Source organism: Ferruginibacter sp. (assembly GCF_028288465.1).
Taxonomy (GTDB): Bacteria; Bacteroidota; Bacteroidia; order Chitinophagales; family Chitinophagaceae; genus Ferruginibacter.
Map to the genome: position 1 here is coordinate 193,062 of NZ_JAQBNR010000024.1, position 21,084 is coordinate 214,145.

Sequence of the window (21,084 nt, forward strand, 5' to 3'; positions counted from 1 at the left end):
TATTAAAACGGCGATTTTTTATTTTAGCCATAAAGGCAACTCTTTTTTATTCCCCTTTAGGCGATCAGGGCTGCTTTTTCACCAGTTCCCACAACACAACACCTGCTGCAGTCGCAATGTTCAGCGAATGCTTCATACCGGCTTGGGGTATTTCTATACAACCAGCGCATTGCTGAATGGTGCTTTGTTCAACACCGGTAACTTCATTTCCAAAAATTACTGCTATTTTATCCCCAATTTTATAATCAATATTATTCAGCAACGTGCTCCCTTCAACCTGCTCCACTGCAAAAACAGTATATCCTGATTCGTGCAATTCTTGTATTGCCAAATTCGTGTTTTCAAAATGTTTCCAGCTAACCGTATCCTCGGCACCTAATGCAGTCTTTTTAATTTCCTTATGCGGTGGCGTACAGGTATAACCACAAATATAAATGGCTTCCAGTAAGAATGCATCGGCCGTTCTGAACACACTTCCTACATTGTAGGCGCTCCGTATATTTTCAAGTACCGCAATCACCGGAATCTTTTCTGTTTGCTTAAACTCCTCCACCGTTAACCGGTTCAATTCCTCCATGCTCAGTTTTCTCATTCAAAAAAATTATGTGCAAAAGTAATTCACATTCGCCACAAAGATTGCCACAAACTAAGTAAAGCCCTATTTTTGCGCCGTCCCAAACAATCAACAACAACCGTAATCGATTATCAATAATGGCCAAAGCCACCACGGAAACACCGCTCATGCAGCAACACAATGCCATCAAGGCCCGCTACCCTGATGCCATTCTGTTATTTCGGGTGGGTGATTTTTACGAAACTTTTGGCCAGGATGCTGTTACCGCTTCCACTGTTTTGGGTATCACTTTAACCAAACGAAATAACGGCGATGCCAATTCATCACAACTGGCAGGCTTTCCGCATCACGCACTGGATACTTATTTACACAAGCTGGTAAAAGCCGGTTACAGGGTGGCCATCTGCGATCAGCTGGAAGATCCAAAAGCAGCCAAGGGCATTGTAAAACGCGGCGTAACAGAACTGGTAACACCGGGTGTTGCTACCAGTGATAAATTGCTGGAACATAACAGCAACAATTTTTTAGCATCCATTCATTTTGAAGAAAATATAACCGGCATTGCTTTTTTAGATATCAGCACCGGTGAATTTTTTATTGCCGAAGGTGATAAGGAATATGCAGACAAATTATTGCAGAGCCTGAAACCGGCCGAAGTTATTTTTCAGCGTAACCGGCAAAAATATTTTAAGGAATATTTTGGCACCAAATTTTTTACCTACGCTTTGGATGAATGGGTATTTGCAGATGCGTACGCACAGGAAAGTTTATTAAAACATTTTGGAACCCACAGCCTGAAAGGTTTTGGTATTGAAGGAATGCAGCAGGGTATTATTGCCGCCGGTGCTATCCTGCATTATTTAAAAGATACGGAGCATCCCAACCTTGGCCACATCACATCTGTACAACGCATTGACAGGGATGAACATTTATGGATGGACCGTTTTACTATCCGAAACCTCGAATTATTTGGAGGAGCTGATGGCAGCAATACATTATTAAAAGTGCTGGACAACACTGTTTCTCCAATGGGCGCCCGTATGCTGAAACGCTGGATGATATTGCCTTTAAATGACCTTTCTAAAATCAGGGAGCGGCTGGACACGGTGGAATATTTTATTAAGGAAACGGACATCCGCAATAAAATTACGCAGCATATAAAACAGGCTGGCGACGTTGAAAGACTGGCTAGTAAAGTGCCGTTAAAAAAAGTAAATCCCAGGGAAGTCTTGCAGATCGCTAAAGGCCTGCAACAGGTGTCAGCCATTAAAACTATTTGCAGTACACTTAGCAACACTTACCTCCAACGCCTGGGAGATTCATTAAATCCATGTAAATATATCGTTGACAAAATAGTGGCGCAAATTAGCGAGAACCCGCCTGCGCTTGCATCAAAGGGTGGAATTATTGCAGCGGGTATCGATGATGAGCTGGATGCCTTAAGAAAAATCAGCAGTGGCGGAAAAGAGTATCTGGTAGAATTACAGCAGAAAGAAGCGCTTGTTACCGGCATATCTTCCTTAAAAATCAGTTTCAACAATGTGTTTGGTTATTACCTGGAAGTTACCAACCTGCACAAACCAAAAGTGCCTGACACCTGGATACGCAAACAAACCTTAGCCAATGCGGAACGTTATATTACACCGGAACTAAAAGAATACGAAGAAAAAATTGTTGGAGCAGAGGATAAAATTCTGCTGATAGAAATGCAGCTTTTCGAAAAATTGCTGAACGAGCTGCAGGATTACATTGCGCCCATGCAGGTAAACGGCCAGGTAATGGCTATACTGGATTGCCTTACCTGCTTTGCTGGTAATGCATTACAGTTTAACTATAAAAAACCCGCATTGAATGATGGTTTTATTTTAGACATCAAAGGTAGCAGGCACCCGGTTATAGAAAGGCATTTGCCGGTAGGTGACAGTTATATTGACAATGATATTTTACTGGATCCGGCTACGCAGCAAATCATCATTTTAACCGGGCCCAATATGAGTGGTAAAAGTGCTATTCTGCGACAAACCGCCCTGATTACACTGATGGCGCATATGGGCAGTTTTGTTCCGGCAAGAGATGCCAATATTCCGTTGACCGACAAAATTTTTACCCGTGTGGGCGCGAGCGATAACCTCAGTGGAGGTGAAAGCACATTCATGGTAGAGATGAATGAAACTGCAAGTATTATCAATAATATTACCAGCCGCAGTTTGATTTTACTGGATGAAATTGGCAGAGGCACTTCTACTTATGATGGTATTTCTATTGCCTGGAGTATTGTCGAATACCTGCATAAAAGTGCTCATCAACCAAAAACACTGTTTGCCACTCATTACCACGAACTGAATGAACTGGAAAGCAAATTACCCGGTGTAAAAAACTACCATGTAACCAATAAAGAAGTCGGCAATAAAATTATTTTTTTACGCAAACTGGCGCCCGGCGGTAGTGTACACAGCTTTGGTATTCACGTGGCACGCATGGCCGGTATGCCACCGCAACTGATCGACAGGGCCAACGAAATTTTATTACAACTCGAAAAAAGCCGGGACAGCAGTGACGAAAACCAAGGCTCCACTTTGCAGCAAACAGTTAAAAATTTAAACACCCCAAAAATGCAGCTGAGTATTTTTGATGTTCACTCCGTTACTTTTGAGGAAATACGTTCGCTGCTGAATGCTGTTGATATTAACCGCCTTACACCTGTGGAAGCACTATTAAAATTGCAGGAAATAAAAGCAAAGGTAAAATAATTACACTCCTACCCGATCGCTTCTTTGCCATCAAATTTATTTTGATGCACTTTAATGGCTCCCCTTACAATCAGGTATTGCGCAAGACAATAGGTACTCATAATGATGAACCCTGCCGCAGGAAATGATTGATAAAATTTATTTATTGCCAGCACACTATCCGATATTACAAAACAAGTAGCCCCAACAATAAAAAGCAATGCTATTTGAAAATCAATTTTATAATACAGCCACAATGCCATGCACAGCATCGCCGACAACACAACGGCATACACTGTTACCGGAATTTTAAGCGCTCCCAGTGAAGGAAAAAGTAAATACAACAAAACCACTACGTAAATGGCCACCGGCAGTATAAAAAAAAGGTTTCCTTTTTTCGTTAGTGTGATAACCGAAGCTATTTGTCTGAAATAAAAAATATAAAACAGATGACCAATTAAAAATCCAACCAACCCTAAAATAAAAAATATGGGCTGCATGGTTTCAAACATCAGTAATACATCTCCCAGCCATCCAAAAAACAATCCCAGCAGCATCAGCAGAAAACGTTTATCTTTTACAGGCCCAGTTTCCATTACCAGTAACAACATCAACGAGGGCATTAGTAATGGCTTTGCGATTGAGTGCAGTATCGAAATACCAAAAGTATTGGACAGTATGTCGGTAACACAGCAAAGCCCAAAAAAGTAAGCAATCGTTTTATTCTTCATCTGCCCAAGGTAAAAATAAAAACCACCTTAAAAAAAATGTTACTATGCAACTGAAAGCCTGTTGTGATTGTCATGCATTTCAAAGTCAATACTTTTTCCATGAAAAATATTTTTTCTATTAAGGTTGAAATCAAATTAAAAATTACAAACTCCTATCTTCATCCTTTGCAGCCCTAACTAAACGCCCTATTTTATTTTTATTTTTTGACGTTTTTTTTAAATAAAATAACACCAGTTAATTGATTGCATCGGGCATGGTAATCCCTGTTACAAGTTCCTTCATTAACTTTGAACGATTATACGATGAAACATTTTTTGGTATTGATATTAATATGCTGCCTTTTTACAGCGGCTACCAGGGCTCAAACCTGCACCGGCTTGGGGCAAAATCCTAACACGGCATTCCCGGTTTGCGGTACTGATACTTTCGTGCAGGGCTCAGTGCCCATCTGTGGTGGCACACGTATCCCCGGCACCTGCGACGCAGATATGGTTACTGATATCAATCCTTACTGGTATAAATTCACCTGTTTTTCAGCAGGCACACTCGGCTTTGTTTTATCTCCGGTAAACCAGGGAGATGATTATGACTGGGAATTATTCGATGTGACCAATAAAAATCCTGCAGATGTATATCGCGATGCATCGATGGTGGTGGCTTGTAACTGGAGCGGAGAATCTGGTAATACAGGCACCAATTCTGTAAGTGCATCATTGAAGCTATGCGGAGGTTATGGCGTGCCATTGTTCAGCAGAATGCCTGTTTTAATCCAGGGCCATCAATATGTTTTGCTTATCAGTCATTTTTCCGGCGATTCACAGAGTGGTTACAGCTTAACCTTTAGGGGCGGCACTGCCAATATCACCGACCCGCTGGACCCGCATTTAGCGGCGGCGAGAGCTGCCTGTGACGGATCGTCCATCTCCGTAAAACTCAATAAAAAAATGAAGTGCCGCAGTTTAAATGCTGATGGCAGCGATTTTACAATAATACCTGCCATTGCTCCCATCATTGGTGCAATTGGCGTAGGCTGTTCCAGCAGTTTTGATATGGATTCTGTTGTAATAAAACTCGGCGGTATTCTTCCCCCCGGCGATTATAAAATTACTGTAAAGGCAACTGATAATCTGTTGGACAATTGCGATAAAATGATCCCCCCGGCAGATACACTCAAAGTCACAGTCTATCCTTTGATTGCCACTCCGATGGACAGCATGCAAAAGGTGGCCTGTGCACCTGATGTGTTGCGGTTATTTTTCCGTGACCCGATGAAATGCAGTTCCATTGCCTCAGATGGAAGTGATTTTGCTATTACAGGCACAAGTACGGTGACCATTGTAAGTGCCAGCGGTAATTGCAACAGCAACGACCTTACAGATATTATCGAAATAAAATTATCAGCTCCTGTTCAACAGGCGGGAAATTTTAAATTGACTCTGTTAACTGGCTCTGATGGAAACAGTATCATCAATGAATGTGGAAAGGAAACTGCACCAGGAGTTGCTCTTTCATTTACAACCAAAGACACAGTGTCTGCAGCCTTTAATACCACAGTAAAATATGGCTGCGTTACAGATACTATTTTTTATAGTCATGACGGAAGAAATGGCGTAAACAGCTGGCAGTGGACATTCGATAATTCAGTAAACAGTATTACCAAAAACAACACGCTTACTTATACCGTGTTTGGCCAAAAAGAAGCTACACTGGTCGTAACCAACGGAACGTGCAGTGACACAGCTTCTACTACCCTTTATTTAAACAATGCCATCAATGCCATGTTTGAATCCACGCCGGTTGTATGCCCTGGCGACCCTGCTGCTTTTATTGACCAAAGCACCGGAGATTTAAACACCCAATGGCAATGGAATTTTGGCAATGGTATTGTCAGCACACTTCAATCGCCACCCGCTCAATACTACCCTTCGTCCAATGCCATGCATGATGTGCCAGTCCAATTGGTTGTTACCAACAGCATCGGGTGTAAGGATACTGCTATCAATACCATTACCGTTGCAAGTAACTGCTACATTGCAGTCCCAAAAGCATTCTCGCCGAACGGAGATGGACTGAACGATTATCTAAACCCTACCAATGCCTACAAAGCAAGAGGCCTTATTTTCCGGGTGTACAACAGGTCAGGGCAACTGGTATTTGAAACCCACGACTGGACAAATAAGTGGGATGGCACTTTCAAAGGGAATCCGCAAGACCCCGGCACTTATGTATGGACGCTGATTTACACGCACATTGATACGGGCAAAGCGATCTCACAAAAAGGCACCACTGTGTTAATCAGGTAAAAGCGTTTAATTATTCTTTGGGCTTTAAGCCTTCTAAAATTATTTGTATGCAACCCACCCCTGTTCATTATGCCGATTACCTTGAGCTCGACAAACTATTAAACGCCCAGCATCCCGAAAGCAGTAAAAATGGTGCTCCACTGGCCCACGATGAAATGTTGTTTATAATTATTCACCAAACGTATGAACTGTGGTTTAAACAAGTACTTTTTGAGGTTGACTCAGTGCTTGCAATTATGCATCAACCGGTGCTGAATGACAATGCAGCAGATTTGCAAACAGTAGTGCACCGGCTTAAACGAGTAGCCACTATTTTAAAAACCCTCGTTCAACAGGTGGACATCATTGAAACGATGACACCAATGGACTTTCTAGATTTCCGGGATATGTTAAGACCGGCATCGGGATTTCAAAGCTGGCAGTTTAAAATTCTGGAAGCAAAGCTGGGTCTTCGTTTTGAAGACCGACACGGCAAAGCCTATTATACCTCGCAATTACATGCAAAAGAAATCGCTCTGATTAAAGCAGCAGAAAATGCACCCTCCCTGGTGATGTTATTAAACAAGTGGCTGGAACGGATGCCTTTTTTAACAGACCTGGCTGCATGGCCGTCAGACGATAGCGGGAGCAATGAAGACACCGGATTTTTTGCAACTTATGAAGCGATTTATACAAGCAGCCTGGCAGAGGCAGAAAAAAACAACATTGCTTTTTTTAAAGAGACTTTTTACAATGAACCCAAAAACACCCACCGGCACTTAACGGCAACGGCTTGCCGGAATGCTCTTTTTATTATGTTATACAGGGGATATCCATTGCTGGAATTGCCTTTTCAATTACTGGAAACTTTATTGGAAATTGACCATCAGTTAGGTAACTGGCGACACCGCCATATCAATATGGTGCAGCGGATGATCGGCACCCGTATTGGTACAGGTGGCAGTACCGGCGCCGGCTATTTGAAGGCTGCAATGGATGCGCACATTATTTTTAAAGAAATTGCGCAACTAAATAGTTTTTTGGTTGACAGGCGAAAGTTACCAGCGTTACCAACCGAAGTATCAATTAAGCTGGGCTATAGCTTTTAAAAATAACAAAAAACACTTTCAATTAAAGTAACTCTTCAGTTCTCTTTTTCAATAAGCTGAACAATGGACGTGTAAATCGTACTACTGTAAATAACACCGTAAAAATGCCGGCTGATAGTCTACTGTGCAGCACTGGTATATAATAACAATTTTCCTTTTGCAATGCAGAATATTTTTACACTTTATTTATCAAAACCTATTTTATGAATTTAAGAGGATGTCTCGTGCTTACTTTTACCGCGATTTATTTTACAGCAACTGCACAAAAAAAACAATATGGTCTTACTGCCTCCCTGAATGTAAGTAATGTTACTGGAAATGGTATGGCAGCTAAATATCAGTCGGGCTTTGAAGCTGGAGCATTTGCGCTGATACCCGTCGCTAAAAAATTAACCCTTCAACCAGAACTGTTGTTCAATTTGTTAAAGGTAAGCCGCAGCAACAGTTTCCCTGTTTATTATGTAGATAATAACAATCCTTCCTCAAGCAGGGATTTTAACCTTGCTTATCTAAGTATTCCAATTTTACTGAACTATCCCCTCTCCGCTAAAATAACAATTAACGCAGGCCCGCAATATAACCTGCTGGTGTATTCAAATGAAGCCTTGTTATACAACAAAAAGGCATTCAAAAATAATGATGCCGGTGTCAGGGCAGGAATGCAATTTCATCCATCCCCGGATGTCAGTTTATTTGCCAGTTATTATTATGGAATTACCAACATTAATGATATTGATAACAGGTATCAATGGAAAAACAGGCAATTTCAAGTTGGCGTGAATGTAGCGGTTTTTGGAGTGAAATAAACCTTAGCACATTTATTATTGATCAACCCATGAACTCATAAAGCGCTCAAGGGTTGCTTTCTAAACCTAAAATACGATGCTAGCTTGTCAAAAATATTATGGAATTGCCGGTTGGATAAAAACAGCCCGTAAGTAAGCACAAACACCACTTCAAAACCATAGATCATTAAAAAGACATAAATAAAAGCATGAAACAATAACCCAGCCGCCAGCAGGGGTCTCCGGAATTTCTTTTTCCACACAAGCAAAGGAAATAATAATTCAAAAAGCAAGGTGGCATAGTTGGCGATATAATCAAACCATCTTTGATGAACAATGTACCTATTCCATCCGGTACCTGTATATCGTTCCATCGACATTACATAATAGGTAGCTTCACCCCGAAACCATACAGGATCGATTAATTTGTAAATACCTGCAGAAAAATAAGCCATGCAAAGCTGTAGCATTATGGATAAAGCTGCAAAGTTGCTGATCAGATTACGGATTTTTTTCAGTTCAGTATTATCTTCTTTTTCCTTAAATAAAACGAAGTGGTGGTATGATCCGGCAAAAATCAGGTAAAATAAAATCATTCTTGCAAGGATATCACCCCCATTAATTATGGACATATTTAATCTTTGCAGCAAGCAAACAAACAAAAAAAGAACAGTCGCACTGATGTGTTTGCCAACCCCCAACAGATTTAGGGCTATAACAAACGTGTAGGCGAAGATGAACCATCTATGGTGGCCTTTTGCAAGAGTAAATATTTCATAGATAAAGTTGCGATGTGATATGGCATTGGCTTCAACAAAGGCCGATGTGCCGTATAATAGATCCAGGCTATCCCAGTTAATAAAAAGCTCCTTGAGCAGCCAGCAACAAAGGGCCACTCTTAAAAAAGCCAGGTAAAAAGATTTATAATTCTCTTTCTGCAGTAACTCAATATAGTGAGAAATATATCGATGCATCAATTGGCAAGCATAGTAAAAGGGGTTTCAAAAACTACAATTTCGGTTGGCTTAAAATTAGTATCATCCATTTGCCCAAATGGCCTGATTTGTTTTTCTGTGATCAATATTTTTATTTCTTTTCCATTTGTGTCAATTTTATGTTGCTGTAATACCATCCTGGCATAATTGGTCAATGTATTTAAATTAGCCGTATAGGCTCTTTTGTTAATAATCGCCGCAATAGCGCTGGCTATGTACAAAGAATCGGCGCAGGATGATAGACTTTGCGATGGCTTTTTTTTATTAAGCCATACATGTTTCTTTAGATTCCACACATTATTATTCACCAGGTGGTCTATAACATTTTCTTTTTGATTGAAAGGAGCACGCCGCTGCTTTTGAAGTGCAATATTTTCGAGTACTTCAATAGTATCGGCCAATCCATGGTTTGTGCCATTTCTTACAATAAAATATAAACGATCATTAAAAGTAGAGGGGGGCGTGAACAATGTCCACGAAACGCCGAAGGTATTCGTAAAAAAAGGAGACCGGTGCGATATTATTTCACTGGCCCTGGTAGCCGGCATTGCCAGTATAAAAATTGCTACCCAGTAAAATATAAAAATAACAATAGCAATACAAGACACTATATAGACATCCCGGTTTTTAGTATTCATAATGAAAGGCATTTACCCTTGTTCCGCGAAAATTGTTATAAGACATTAACCGCCGAAACACAGCAAATATACGCCGCAGGCAAATCCCCTGTATGGAAAGTAACAGGTGATTGTTTAAATCAGGGTGATGTAAAAAAGACATTGGCGTTGAGTAAAAAACGATCTGAAATGGTTGCCTTATAGCAGTCGAAATAATGCTATCAGATTTATATGTATAAATTTGTTCTGTTGATATTTAGAAAATCATAAAAATACCTAACTGAGGTTAGGTTACATTTTGAACTTTAACATTTACTATTCAATACAGCAGGATGGAGTTAACCAGAACATTTGACGATGCAACACTTGTACAGGCACTGCGGTCAGATAGCAATCCGGATGACGCTATCAGGCATTTGTACCGTACACAATATAATTTGACAAAAGTATACATACAGCAAAATAGCGGAAGTGAAGAAGATGCAGAAGATATTTTTCAGGAAGTGATTTGCACTTTTATTGACATCGTAAAGAAAGATAAATTCAGAGGCGAAAGCAGTGTGAGTACATTTTTATATGCATTAACCCGTAACACGTGGCTAAATGAGTTAAAGAAAAGAGACCGTGCAAAAATCAGGGATGAAAAATTTGAAAAACAAAAAGATACAACAGGCCCGGATGTAGGCCACTTTATCGCAAACAGGGAAACGAAAAATCAGCTGATGCAACTGGTGGATAGTTTAGGAGCAACATGCAAACAAATATTGCTGGCTTTTTATTTTGACAACCTGGCCATGAAAGACATTTTAAAAACTTTGGCGTATGAAAATGAACAAGTAGTTAGAAATAAAAAATTCAAGTGTTTAAAACAACTGGAGCAAATGATAACATCAAACCCTCAACTCGCTAAAAATCTTAAATCTGTATATGAATAATAATTTTACAACAACCGAATTATTAATCCAATACCTGGACGGGGAACTGGATGAAACACAGGCTGCCGGTATAAAAAGAACACTTGACCAGGATGAACTTGCACGGCAAGAACTGGAAAACCTGCGTATGGCAAAAGCAGCAATAGTATCCTATGGAATAAAAAGCAGAGTTGGATTGATACATAAAGAAATGATGGAGGAACTTAAAACAAACACTCCGGCAACCGGAGGCGTTGTAAGGAGTATGCTCCGGTATTCGTTGCGCATAGCAGCTATTTTGATTTTGGCGGCAGGCTCATTTTTTACCTACCAGTATTTTTCTGCTACACCCGAAAAACTTTTCAGTCAAAATTTTGCCAGTTTTAAGATAAATGAAACAAGGGGTACCGGCACATCTGCATTAAGAAACGCTTATCAGAAAGGCGACATGCCAGCAGTAATTGAGCAATATAAATTGCTGCAGCAACCGGGGAAGGAAGATTATTTTTTAGCAGGTAATGCCTATCTCAACAGCAAGCAACCGTCAAATGCAATTGACGCATTTATAACTCTACAGCAAAAAAATAAAACAGACAATACGCATTATTATGAGGAAGACACAGAGTATTTCCTGGCAATGAGCTACCTGGCCGCAAATGAAGCTGAAAAAGCATTTCCGCTATTAAAAAAAATAAACGCAGACGTTACTCATCCTTATCACCAGCATGTTTCTGACTGGTTGCTTCGCAAAGCTGCGCATGTAAATACTGCTAAGTAAAATACCCTACACTCATATTTTAATTGTACAACCCATATTCTGTATGGGTTTTTTATTTTTTTAGAAAGCCGGTTACATTTTATGCAACAGCATGTACCAATTAGTGTAGTTCATAAAATTTAAACCATTACACAACAATTAAAAAAACATTATCATGAAAACGCTTTCATTTAAACCACAACTAAAAACATTTACTGCTTTTTGCTTGATATGCCTTGGCCTGGCTGCCTGTCAAAAAGCTTTACCGGGTGGTGATGCTACCACCGGAGCCAAATCTTCCGTTAATATTTTTATTACGGATGATCCGTCCTTAGCTTTTGATCACGTTTTTCTTGATATCAGCAAGGTTGAAATAAAGGTGGAAGACAGTTCCGAAGCGGAACACGAAAGTGAGCATGAGAGCGAATCAGATGATCACGACCATAACGGCGAAGTTTCCGGCGGCTGGATGAATGTTGATATTCACGCGGGAGTGTATGATATTCTGGCCTTCAGAAACGGGCTGGATACGCTGTTTGCATCCACCAGTTTTAGTTCAACTAAAAAACTGAAGAAAGTACGACTGACACTGGGTAAGAATAACAGTGTTGAATTAGGTGGAGTACCTTCTCCTTTAACAATTAAAGGCAATGACAATTTCGTGGTAATAAAAATTGACGAATCGCAGGTACAGGTTAACAACGGCGGTTTAACAAATTTCTGGATTGACATTGATGCTGGCCAGTCGATCAGAAAACATGGTAACGATTTTGAATTAAAGCCAAGTGTAAAAGTATTCAGTAAGGAAAGGTCAGGCAGCCTGGAAGGACGCGTTTTTCCAAAAGATGCCAAGGCTGTTGTAACAGCAACCAATGGTACTGACACCAGCACAGCAAAACCAGAAGACGAAGGTGAATTTAAATTCATCGGCCTTAAGCCCGGAACATGGGCATTACTTTATCATGCTACCGCTGGAAATTATAAAGACACAACCATTACAAACATTACTATTGGCGGAAAAGAAGATGCTAAAGTAAATAATGTAACCCTCCGCAAATAAGCACATGCTTAAAACCAAAAGACAGGGCAATTATTTTTGCCCTGTCTTTTTATAAAAAAATATCGCCACTAAAATCATTACTGCCATTGCCGCAATAAAAAAATACCATTTGTAACTCTTGCTTACCAATGCCTGCTGATCTCCTATCAGCACCAGGTGTGCCCAGTATGCCGGACTTTTAAAACGGGCATCAATATCGCTGCTGTTTAAATAATCAATTTTTGCCTTTTGCAAAGCCTCATCTTTTTTTAATCCCTTCTGCAGATAATAGTGAAGGCGTTTTATAATAAATGCTGTTGCAATATCATCCGCCTTCCATAAAGAAGTTATCACGCTCTTGCAACCGGCGTAAGAAAATGCCCTTGACAAACTGATCACACCTTCACCGCTCACCATTAAACCGTTACCCGTTTCACAGGCACTTAAAATTACCAGCTTTGCAGCCTTCATATCCAGGTTATAAATTTCCCTTTCATATAACCGGTGGCTTGTATCGGCATCGCCTTTTTTACCATAAAATTCTATATAAGATCCCAATGCGTTGGTATCATTTACAACTGCATGTGTGGCAAGATGAATAACAGGATACTGCTGCGACATTTTTTCAAACTGTGCTTTTGTAGCCTGCGAACCTAATATTTCCATTCCAGGAAGACCTGATATCTCACCGCCGGAGGAAGGAAGTGGCGCCAATGCCAAGGAAGTATCATTCTTGTCAGAAAACGGAGCCATGGCCAGCACTTGATAATTTATTGATTGCTGACTATTTTTTTCTGGTAAAAGTCCAGCTGTGTAGTTATATGAAATAGCATGTTTATTAAGCAACAAAGAACCATCAGCTGAATTAAAAAGCATTTCGAAAGGGACGTAACTTATTTCGTTATAGGGGATGATTAGAAGGTGGCGTATGTTTTTTATTTTTTCAGCAACTGGTAAAATCAAATCATTAAAAAGAGCCGCCCCGTATTGCTTCAGCAAGCTTCTGCTGGATGCGGCAGGCGTTTCAAGCTGCCGCCTCAATGATGTTACTGATAGAAAAAAATCTTCTTTCAGCGGAGCAGATGAATAGCCAGCTTCCTTATCGGTTATATAGAAACAGAGCAGGCTGTCGTTTGTATAATAATAAGAAAGAATAGCTTCATCATTAGAAACCATTTTTTGCCGGAGCGTTTCTGTCGTAGCAGAAGTGTTATTAAATTTCAACTGATGATATAACGGATCCTGATCCAGCTTTTCCTGGACTCCAGCAAGATTGATTTCTGCTTCATCGCTTTCTTTCTGCAATGTGTGTAAGGTCAAACTATCTTTTGCCTGGTTTAATTGTATACCCAGTTTAGCAATCTCTGCCTTATATTTTTTTTCAGATGCAAGCAGCCCGGATGGTAATCCTGCCATGGATGACAATTCCTGTTGCTGAAGTCCGGCCTGCAAAACTGAAGCCTTATTATTTTCCGCAAACATAAATGCTGTCTGAAGGTATTGTTGATCCCTTGTTTGATTGAACAGATGAATTGCAACTGCCACCGACTGCTGCGTTGCCGGACTTACCTTTGTCTTTAAAAACAACCGGGCATCATCCGAAAAATAAATACGTTCAATGTGTTTTGCTAAGGCTGCTGCCGACGTATAAGCATTTAAAGCGTATTGCAGATAGTGGTGCCCGGGCTGCAAGCTTTCCAACATATTCAACGCATTGGCCTTTGCGGTCAACACATCAAACAATAATGAAAAATTCTGTAACCCGGAAAAAGAAATTGGGTTGCTTGCCATGTTGCTATCTTTAAAAACCGGGTACAGGTATTGTATGGCAAGCTGGTAATCGTTTATTGCTTCAAGAGGCTTGCCTCCTGCAACTTTCAAATCACCTGAATAAGTCAGGGTAACTCCGTAATTAATTTTTGAAGCAGACTTTTTTGTTTCGCTATAAACTTTGGCAGCCTTGTCGATATAAGTACCAGCGGAGTCGTATTGTTTCTGTTCTAAAAAAACTTTTGCTATCGTGTTATATTTTTCCTGGTCCATTTGTCGAATCTGCCGCAAAAAACGAAGGGCTGTTTCATAATCCCGTTCGCCCATGTAAGCATTTGCCATGTTGTAGTACAATTCATTCAACGCTATTTTATAAGGCAATACGGTGTTAAAGATTTGAAGTGCTTTTTCATATTCATGCAGCTTCAACCAGGCCGTAGCGATGTTATTTTTATAGTTCACTATAAAAAAATCACTGCCTGCTTTTTTATTTTCAACTACCGAAAGCGCCTTTTCAAAATAACGAATACTCTTCCTGTAATCCCCGGTTTCATAATACAACGCTCCCAGTTTATTGAACAGTCTTTCCGACTCGTCTATTGATGGATAAGTCGCATTGATTGCCTCTGCTTTGAAATAATAATATTTTGCACTGTCGAGATCATTCAGTGTGTAGTGAATGCTGCCTGCATATAAGTAGGGTTTAAAAAGCAGTGAGTCCGGCAGATGATTGCCTTTAAAAAAAACAGTTATGGCTTTATTGAAAAATGAAAGTGCCTGTCGCTGATCATTTGCTGACATTTTTAAGATCCCTGCCTTCAGATAGCAATCGAGTAATACCGGGCTGTATATATTTTTTTGCTGTAAGGTACCGGCGACCTGTTGATAAATTGATAAGGCTGTACTATCTGTAGTTATCGAGGCATCCGGTGATGCGTACAGTTTTTCAGCCTGGCGGTACAATTGTTCGTAGGGAGCAATCTCTTTTATACCCTGGCTTTGCGGAGAAATGAGTACAATTAATAAAATAAAAAACAGACAACAGAAACGAAGCATCCGGACCAAATTTGCAGCAATGTAATTTTAAATCGGGGTAAATTACAAAACAATCCGGAACTATGATTTACTGGTAAATTTTGTGCTACCTGGCAAGTATAAAAATACAGGGAGGCCTTGGCTTTGAAGGTTTACCGGCAACACCGAAAGGCCTGCTGAATGCCGAACTATTGGAAAGATTGGTTCTGAATACAGTACCATTTCTTGACTGAATGATGTCATACACTTCCTGGGTAACATCATTGATAGAATCAAAGTAATACAGTTTTACTTTTAATGAATTGAGGGCCTTACCGCTTTTATCGTTAATGCGGTAGTTCATCAGAAACTCGTGGCGGTCGTTATTGGAAGGCGTTGAGCCAAACACACCATTGCGCACCGTTTGAGCAAGGTTAATTGTGCCATTGGATACATTCACCGTACAACCGGCACCGTTGCAATTGGATCCTTCATCAAATAAAGTACCACTGCCTGAACCGGGTATTGCTGTGCCTCTGCCCGCATTGTACAGTGGTTTTAAAACAGAATCAGCCGTGGTCAATTTATAAAATCCATCTAAAAAATTAATCCCTGAAATTACCAGTATTGTACTGATGGTGTCTTTACTACCAGTTGGCAAAAAAGTAATGCGGTAGCGAAGGCCGGTTTCGCTTTTTGAAACATTGATAGCACCGGTTGCAGGATCAATTTCTATACCTTCCGGGAAGCCGCCATATTCACCAGCAAGCGCCTGTGTTGGTTTGATAATGTAATCTTCAGACTGGTCTTTCAGATAAAAAACTGAGTCGCCATAACTGAGTGTAAAACCGGGTGGCACAACAGGCGTTATCGCCGTATCTTTTTTACATGAAAAGATAATGAAGAGTAAACTGGCACTAAATAAATATTTACAGTATTTAACTGACATATCAAAGTTTTATAGGTTGGTCAACGCTTCCTTTATAAATGTAACCGGCAATTCAAAAATAAAAAGTTAACTCACTTTTTAAAGTAACTGGATATATTTTAACAAAAGTAGGCAACCGGATGTTTTTAAAGCTATAGCATTTCCTGCAGCGCTGCCACTACTGTATCTACTTCTGCCTCCGTATTGTTTTTACAAAAACTAAAGCGTACCGTAACCTGGTTGGGGTTATTATTGATTGCCCTTATTACATGACTACCCTGTTCCACCCCACTGGTACAGGCACTGCCACCACTGGCACAAATGTTATGGATATCCATATTAAAAAGCAGCATCTCCGACTTTTCTGTTTTAGGAAAACTAACACTCAGCAGCGTATATAAACTTTTGCCGAAGACATCGCCATTAAATTCAACACCGGCAACGTGCTTTTTTAATGCATCATGCATATATTTTTTTAAGCTTCCTATATATGCACTGTCTTTTTCAAATGCAGCAGTAGCCAGTTCCAGCGCCTTGGCAAAACCTACTATACCATAAATATTCTCGGTACCTGCACGCATATTGCGTTCCTGGCCGCCACCTTGTATCATAGGTTTTATCCGCACGTTTTCATTGATGTACAATATCCCAACCCCTTTTGGACCGTGAAATTTATGGGCTGCACCGGTGATAAAATGTACGGGTGTATTTCGAAGATCAAAAGGAAAATGACCTACCGTTTGAACGGTATCGCAATGAAAAACGGCGTTGTATGATTTACATAAATTTCCCACTGCATAGATATCGAGCATATTGCCAATTTCATTGTTGGCATGTAACAAAGTAAGCAATGTTTTTTCTTCAGTTGCGGCCAGTAATTTTCCCAGGTGTTCCAGGTCAACATGACCGTTCGGCAACAATTTTACATGGCTCACTTTTACTAGCTGTTGGGCAGCTAAATGCTCTACAGTATGTAAAGTGGCATGGTGTTCAATGGCTGAAGTAATGATATGCGTACAACCTAAATCTTTCACGGCTGCGGTGATGGCTGTATTGCTGCTTTCTGTTCCTCCGCTGGTAAAAAATATTTCTGCCGGATGGGCATTTAAAATTTTGGCTACTGATTTTCTCGCTTGTTCAATGGCCATCTTTGTTTCGCGGCCATAAGAATAAATTGACGATGGGTTACCAAATTTTTCAACCAGGTAAGGCATCATAATTTCCAGCACAGCCGGGTCAAGCGATGTTGTTGCAGCATTATCAAAATAAATTCTTGTCATATCAGGAAGGTGGTGAATGGGCAATGGTGAGTTGTTAATAATAAAAGACCAACGAAATGATAAATACTGAAGGAGCTAAAAACTGATTGCCCATTCACAATTGACCATTCACTAAATCACTTCATGAATATCTTTCATCAGTCTTTTGGCGATGTTATCCGCGGTAGTTTCAAAATTGCTTTCCGCATAAATACGGATGATTGGTTCCGTGTTGCTGGTACGAAGATGTACCCAGTCGTTATCAAATTCTATCTTCAAGCCGTCTTCAGCATTGATCGGCTGATTTTTATACTTGTCTTTAATTTTTTCAAATATGGATTGAACGTTGACGCCGGTTGAGAGGGTAATTTTATTTTTGCTGATAAAATAGCCAGGATAAGTATTTCTTAACTGCTTAATACTTTTTTTACTGTTGGCAAGATGCGTTAAAAACAGGGCGATGCCGATTAAAGCATCCCGGCCATAGTGCAGATCAGGTACAATTATTCCCCCGTTGCCCTCTCCGCCAATTACTGCATTCACTTCCTTCATTTTGTTCACCACATTTACTTCTCCAACTGCACTTGGGAAATATTCACCACCATGCGTTACAGTAACATCCTTCAATGCTTTAGTGGAGGACATATTGGAAACAGAATTGCCCTTTCTTTTGCTAAGTACATAATCGGCCACAGCGACCAATGTATATTCTTCACCAAACATGCTGCCGTCTTCACAAACAAAACACAGGCGGTCAACATCCGGATCTACTGCTATACCAAGGCTGGCATTTTGTTTTACCACTTCTGCACTTAAACCTGTAAGATGCTCTGGTAAAGGTTCAGGATTGTGCGCAAATTTGCCGTTTACTTCTGCATTCAGCACTTCAATTTCTTTAACACCCAATGCCCGTAACAAAGCCGGTACTGCAATGGCGCCCGTACTGTTTACAGCATCAATAACTATTTTAAATTTTGCCTTTTTTATGGCGGCAACGTCCACCAAATCATAGTTTACAACAGCATCAATGTGCTTTTGTAAGGCATCTTCATTCGTTGTAGTTACGCCGAGTTTATCAACAGGTACAAAAGTAAATTCTTCGGCAGCTGCAATTCTCAATACTTCTGTTCCTTCAGCTGCGTTGATAAATTCACCCTTGCTATTGAGTAGTTTTAAAGCGTTCCATTCTTTTGGATTATGACTCGCAGTCAATATAATGCCACCAGCCGCATTTTCGAATACCACGGCCATTTCTACAGTCGGTGTTGTACTATAGTCAAGATCCACCACATCAAATCCAAGTGCATTTAAAGTACTGATGACAAGATTTTTAACCATGGCGCCACTGATGCGGCCGTCACGTCCCAGCACAATCTTTCTGTTTGCCCCTTCCTTCATTAACAGGGTGCCGTAGGCAGCAGTAAACTTGACTACATCCAATGGAGTAAGGTTGTCGTTTGTTTTGCCCCCGATGGTGCCGCGGATGCCTGAAATGCTTTTTATTAATGCCATTTGCTGCCAAATATTAGGTGAGCGGCAAAGATAAGAAATACGGCACTGCTTCCAAAGCCCAAAAACCACCCGCCGGGCAATACTGAAACCAGCAGCGGTTTCAAAAGCTGATTTTAGGATAGCAATCGTTTGCCTGAATTTCCGTAAAAGACTAAATTGCCTAGTCCTTTTTGACAAATACCAGTTTAGATCTGTCTGACGTGTAAATTTTTGAAAAAAAGTCGGCAAGGAGCACCGCGTCTGTTGCGGGATAACGGCCGCTGTTTCGCTGCATAATTCTTACATACGATACTTTGCGTTCGTTTACTTTTATTGTAGAAGAATAGGTTCCGAATTTTGTATCAATGGTCACATTGGCCGGTATACTCTCCGCTGTATACCCTGCAGGTATGGTTATTTCCACCGAATCCACATCTGTAAAGGCATAAGGTATTTTGATATCAAATTTCCTTTTATCCGCCTGTGTAATTTTTGTGGTGGATTTATTTAGGACGTCGGGGGAAATAAATAATCTTTTGCCTGAGATGCTGGCAAAATTATTGGCCGTTAATTCAAGTTTTTCCGTGACTACCGGCAAGGCGGCTTTCTGCGTAGCATAATTAAAGCTGCTAACATCGTAGGAGGGCAGATTGAGTTCTTCTTTTAAAATTTCAGCAATCTTTTCTTTATTAACTGCGTCCAGCATTCCCTGTAGTTCATCCTGCTGCTGGGCCTTGTATTTTGTTTCAATACTGGCAGTTAGCTTTCCTTCTTCATTGACATCAGCGGCAATTTTTCTTGTCTGCAAATTTTCCAGCTTGTTATAATCAGGCGTGTGAACCAGGGTTCCGCCATTTTCATCTACCAGCAGGGCATACCGGTTGCTTGTAAACCCACTGAGATAACCCATAGGTAAGGTTTGGCTTGTACACTCCAGCCACACCGTATCTTTTGGCTGTGGCACGCAAACAATAATGTGATTGAACTGGTTCGATGGAAAGTCAGCCAGTAAAGCCGTACGGTTTTGACCTGCTTTTATCAATGTATAATACGACTTAATACCAGCTTCTTTCAACAGTGAATACATATAGTTGCTCAGTGCTTTGCAATCGCCGTAAGCTTTCGATGCAACATAGCTGGCATCGAAAGTTTGCCATCCGCCGATACCCAATTGAATACTGATGTAACGGGTATTCTTTTGCATGTACTCATACAAAATTTTAATTTTCTCTTTTGATGAACCAACATTATCTGTAAGTGCATGCACCTGTTGTTTTATGTTAGCCGGCAATTGATCCCGGCCGATATTAAGTGCATAAATAAACTTACCAAATTCCTTCCAGTCGTTCATATTACCGGTGTAATGCTGAATTTCAAAATTGGAAGGTGCCAGGAAAACAGCGGTCGTAATTTCGTGCCACTCCGGCTGATACCGCTCACTTTCAATGGCGGGCAATTTTTCAACAGACCACTCATACTGTTGTGATTCTTTCAATAGCGTTTTTTGCGGCTCTTTGTTATAATTAAATACTTTATAACGGAGGTTATAATCCAGCGGACATTCAACAATGAGTTTACTTTTTTCCACTGCAAAGTTTTCGTCTTCTATTGGGAGCCAATGTGGCAAATAAAAAACACCTTTTAATTCAACTTCTGTTTGGTATTCTACTGTGTAGGGATACATGCGGCAGTTAAAATTATGGTGCTTAATCCTGGCGTCATCTGCAAGAGAAGATTCTGATGAACCGCTTAAATCCTGCACTTCACTCTTTTTGAGGGATTTTATCTTTTTCCCATTTTCATCGAATAGTGTGCCTGCAATATTTTCTACCGAAATAAACTGATCATAATTCTCCGTTAATCCAGCTGCATTTTCACCCGCTGCGTTTAATATGGTAACCGCATATTTATTGTATAAAACCGCCTTGCCCGCATTTTTAATTACCACCCTTAGTTCTTCCATTCTTTTTACAACATTGGCGTGCGGAAGTAACTCTGCCGGAATTAACTTTACATCATAATTAGTTTGGGCAAATGCTGATAAAAAGCAAGTGGCACTGAAGAGCGATACTAAACAATATTTTTTCAT

General features: G+C 40.3%; 16 protein-coding genes. 7 read left to right on the top strand and 9 right to left on the bottom strand.

Translation table 11 applies throughout. The features are described from left to right. Window positions 1-64 precede the first annotated feature (64 nt). A complete protein-coding gene (locus tag JWR61_RS12790) occupies window positions 65-592 on the bottom strand; it encodes an RNA methyltransferase (RefSeq protein ID WP_301928172.1) in 528 nt (175 codons plus the stop codon). 119 nt (window positions 593-711) lie between these two features. Between JWR61_RS12790 and mutS the strand changes: the two genes are divergently transcribed. After that, a complete protein-coding gene (gene mutS, locus JWR61_RS12795; protein ID WP_301928173.1) occupies window positions 712-3,324 on the top strand; it encodes a DNA mismatch repair protein MutS in 2,613 nt (870 codons plus the stop codon). A gap of 8 nt (window positions 3,325-3,332) precedes the next feature. Here the strand turns inward: mutS and JWR61_RS12800 are convergent, their stop codons facing one another. Then, on the bottom strand, window positions 3,333-4,034 hold the full coding sequence (locus tag JWR61_RS12800; RefSeq protein WP_301928174.1) for a lysoplasmalogenase: 702 nt from the start codon (window positions 4,032-4,034) through the stop codon (window positions 3,333-3,335). Window positions 4,035-4,337: 303 nt separating this feature from the next. Here JWR61_RS12800 and JWR61_RS12805 point away from each other — a divergent pair, with 303 nt between their 5' ends. The 3 genes from JWR61_RS12805 to JWR61_RS12815 all read left to right on the top strand — a co-directional run bounded on the left by JWR61_RS12805 (window position 4,338) and on the right by JWR61_RS12815 (window position 8,232). Continuing rightward, on the top strand, window positions 4,338-6,338 hold the full coding sequence (locus tag JWR61_RS12805; RefSeq protein ID WP_301928175.1) for a gliding motility-associated C-terminal domain-containing protein: 2,001 nt from the start codon (window positions 4,338-4,340) through the stop codon (window positions 6,336-6,338). Window positions 6,339-6,385: 47 nt separating this feature from the next. After that, window positions 6,386-7,426 carry a tryptophan 2,3-dioxygenase gene (locus JWR61_RS12810; RefSeq protein WP_301928176.1) on the top strand — a complete coding sequence of 347 codons (1,041 nt, stop codon included), beginning with the start codon at window positions 6,386-6,388 and terminating at the stop codon, window positions 7,424-7,426. A gap of 203 nt (window positions 7,427-7,629) precedes the next feature. After that, window positions 7,630-8,232, top strand: coding sequence for a porin family protein (locus tag JWR61_RS12815; RefSeq protein WP_301928177.1), 603 nt, complete (start codon window positions 7,630-7,632; stop codon window positions 8,230-8,232). A gap of 35 nt (window positions 8,233-8,267) precedes the next feature. On the opposite strand, the gene JWR61_RS12820 is transcribed toward JWR61_RS12815, so the two are convergent. Both JWR61_RS12820 and JWR61_RS12825 read right to left on the bottom strand, forming a co-directional pair. Beyond that, on the bottom strand, window positions 8,268-9,185 hold the full coding sequence (locus tag JWR61_RS12820; RefSeq protein WP_301928178.1) for an HTTM domain-containing protein: 918 nt from the start codon (window positions 9,183-9,185) through the stop codon (window positions 8,268-8,270). Further along, window positions 9,185-9,844, bottom strand: coding sequence for a hypothetical protein (locus tag JWR61_RS12825; protein ID WP_301928179.1), 660 nt, complete (start codon window positions 9,842-9,844; stop codon window positions 9,185-9,187). Before JWR61_RS12825 ends, JWR61_RS12820 begins: the two co-directional genes overlap by 1 nt. Window positions 9,845-10,155: 311 nt before the next feature. Here JWR61_RS12825 and JWR61_RS12830 point away from each other — a divergent pair, with 311 nt between their 5' ends. The 3 genes from JWR61_RS12830 (at window position 10,156) to JWR61_RS12840 (ending at window position 12,554) form a co-directional block, all read left to right on the top strand. Beyond that, window positions 10,156-10,758 (top strand): RNA polymerase sigma factor, encoded by a 603-nt coding sequence (locus tag JWR61_RS12830; RefSeq protein WP_301928180.1) that lies wholly within the window; start codon window positions 10,156-10,158, stop codon window positions 10,756-10,758. Continuing rightward, the gene (locus JWR61_RS12835; protein ID WP_301928181.1) at window positions 10,751-11,515 is read left to right on the top strand and encodes a hypothetical protein; all 765 of its coding nucleotides are present in this window, start codon (window positions 10,751-10,753) and stop codon (window positions 11,513-11,515) included. The genes JWR61_RS12830 and JWR61_RS12835 overlap by 8 nt, the downstream gene beginning before the upstream one ends. A 154-nt stretch (window positions 11,516-11,669) precedes the next feature. Next, window positions 11,670-12,554, top strand: a complete 885-nt coding sequence (locus JWR61_RS12840) for a DUF4382 domain-containing protein (protein WP_301928182.1) — start codon at window positions 11,670-11,672, stop codon at window positions 12,552-12,554. A 30-nt stretch (window positions 12,555-12,584) separates the two neighbouring features. Here JWR61_RS12840 and JWR61_RS12845 read toward each other — a convergent pair whose 3' ends face one another. The 5 genes from JWR61_RS12845 to JWR61_RS12865 all read right to left on the bottom strand — a co-directional run bounded on the left by JWR61_RS12845 (window position 12,585) and on the right by JWR61_RS12865 (window position 21,084). Next, window positions 12,585-15,359 (bottom strand): CHAT domain-containing tetratricopeptide repeat protein, encoded by a 2,775-nt coding sequence (locus tag JWR61_RS12845; protein ID WP_301928183.1) that lies wholly within the window; start codon window positions 15,357-15,359, stop codon window positions 12,585-12,587. Window positions 15,360-15,444: 85 nt separating this feature from the next. Beyond that, window positions 15,445-16,266, bottom strand: a complete 822-nt coding sequence (locus JWR61_RS12850) for a hypothetical protein (RefSeq protein ID WP_301928184.1) — start codon at window positions 16,264-16,266, stop codon at window positions 15,445-15,447. A gap of 131 nt (window positions 16,267-16,397) precedes the next feature. Continuing rightward, window positions 16,398-17,525 carry a cysteine desulfurase family protein gene (locus JWR61_RS12855; protein WP_301928185.1) on the bottom strand — a complete coding sequence of 376 codons (1,128 nt, stop codon included), beginning with the start codon at window positions 17,523-17,525 and terminating at the stop codon, window positions 16,398-16,400. Window positions 17,526-17,636: 111 nt separating this feature from the next. Continuing rightward, window positions 17,637-19,016, bottom strand: coding sequence for a phosphoglucosamine mutase (glmM, locus tag JWR61_RS12860; protein ID WP_301928186.1), 1,380 nt, complete (start codon window positions 19,014-19,016; stop codon window positions 17,637-17,639). 160 nt (window positions 19,017-19,176) lie between these two features. Next, a complete protein-coding gene (locus tag JWR61_RS12865; RefSeq protein ID WP_301928187.1) occupies window positions 19,177-21,084 on the bottom strand; it encodes a DUF3857 domain-containing protein in 1,908 nt (635 codons plus the stop codon).

Coding starts and splice junctions, on each gene's coding strand:
- JWR61_RS12840 (WP_301928182.1), top strand. CDS start 11,670: ATGAAAACGCTTTCATTTAAACCACAACTAAAAACATTTACTGCTTTT.
- JWR61_RS12865 (WP_301928187.1), bottom strand. CDS start 21,084: ATGAAAAAATATTGTTTAGTATCGCTCTTCAGTGCCACTTGCTTTTTA.
- JWR61_RS12805 (WP_301928175.1), top strand. CDS start 4,338: ATGAAACATTTTTTGGTATTGATATTAATATGCTGCCTTTTTACAGCG.
- JWR61_RS12850 (WP_301928184.1), bottom strand. CDS start 16,266: ATGTCAGTTAAATACTGTAAATATTTATTTAGTGCCAGTTTACTCTTC.
- JWR61_RS12800 (WP_301928174.1), bottom strand. CDS start 4,034: ATGAAGAATAAAACGATTGCTTACTTTTTTGGGCTTTGCTGTGTTACC.
- JWR61_RS12820 (WP_301928178.1), bottom strand. CDS start 9,185: ATGCATCGATATATTTCTCACTATATTGAGTTACTGCAGAAAGAGAAT.
- JWR61_RS12825 (WP_301928179.1), bottom strand. CDS start 9,844: ATGAATACTAAAAACCGGGATGTCTATATAGTGTCTTGTATTGCTATT.
- JWR61_RS12810 (WP_301928176.1), top strand. CDS start 6,386: ATGCAACCCACCCCTGTTCATTATGCCGATTACCTTGAGCTCGACAAA.
- JWR61_RS12830 (WP_301928180.1), top strand. CDS start 10,156: ATGGAGTTAACCAGAACATTTGACGATGCAACACTTGTACAGGCACTG.
- glmM (WP_301928186.1), bottom strand. CDS start 19,016: ATGGCATTAATAAAAAGCATTTCAGGCATCCGCGGCACCATCGGGGGC.
- JWR61_RS12855 (WP_301928185.1), bottom strand. CDS start 17,525: ATGACAAGAATTTATTTTGATAATGCTGCAACAACATCGCTTGACCCG.
- JWR61_RS12835 (WP_301928181.1), top strand. CDS start 10,751: ATGAATAATAATTTTACAACAACCGAATTATTAATCCAATACCTGGAC.
- JWR61_RS12815 (WP_301928177.1), top strand. CDS start 7,630: ATGAATTTAAGAGGATGTCTCGTGCTTACTTTTACCGCGATTTATTTT.
- JWR61_RS12845 (WP_301928183.1), bottom strand. CDS start 15,359: ATGCTTCGTTTCTGTTGTCTGTTTTTTATTTTATTAATTGTACTCATT.
- mutS (WP_301928173.1), top strand. CDS start 712: ATGGCCAAAGCCACCACGGAAACACCGCTCATGCAGCAACACAATGCC.
- JWR61_RS12790 (WP_301928172.1), bottom strand. CDS start 592: ATGAGAAAACTGAGCATGGAGGAATTGAACCGGTTAACGGTGGAGGAG.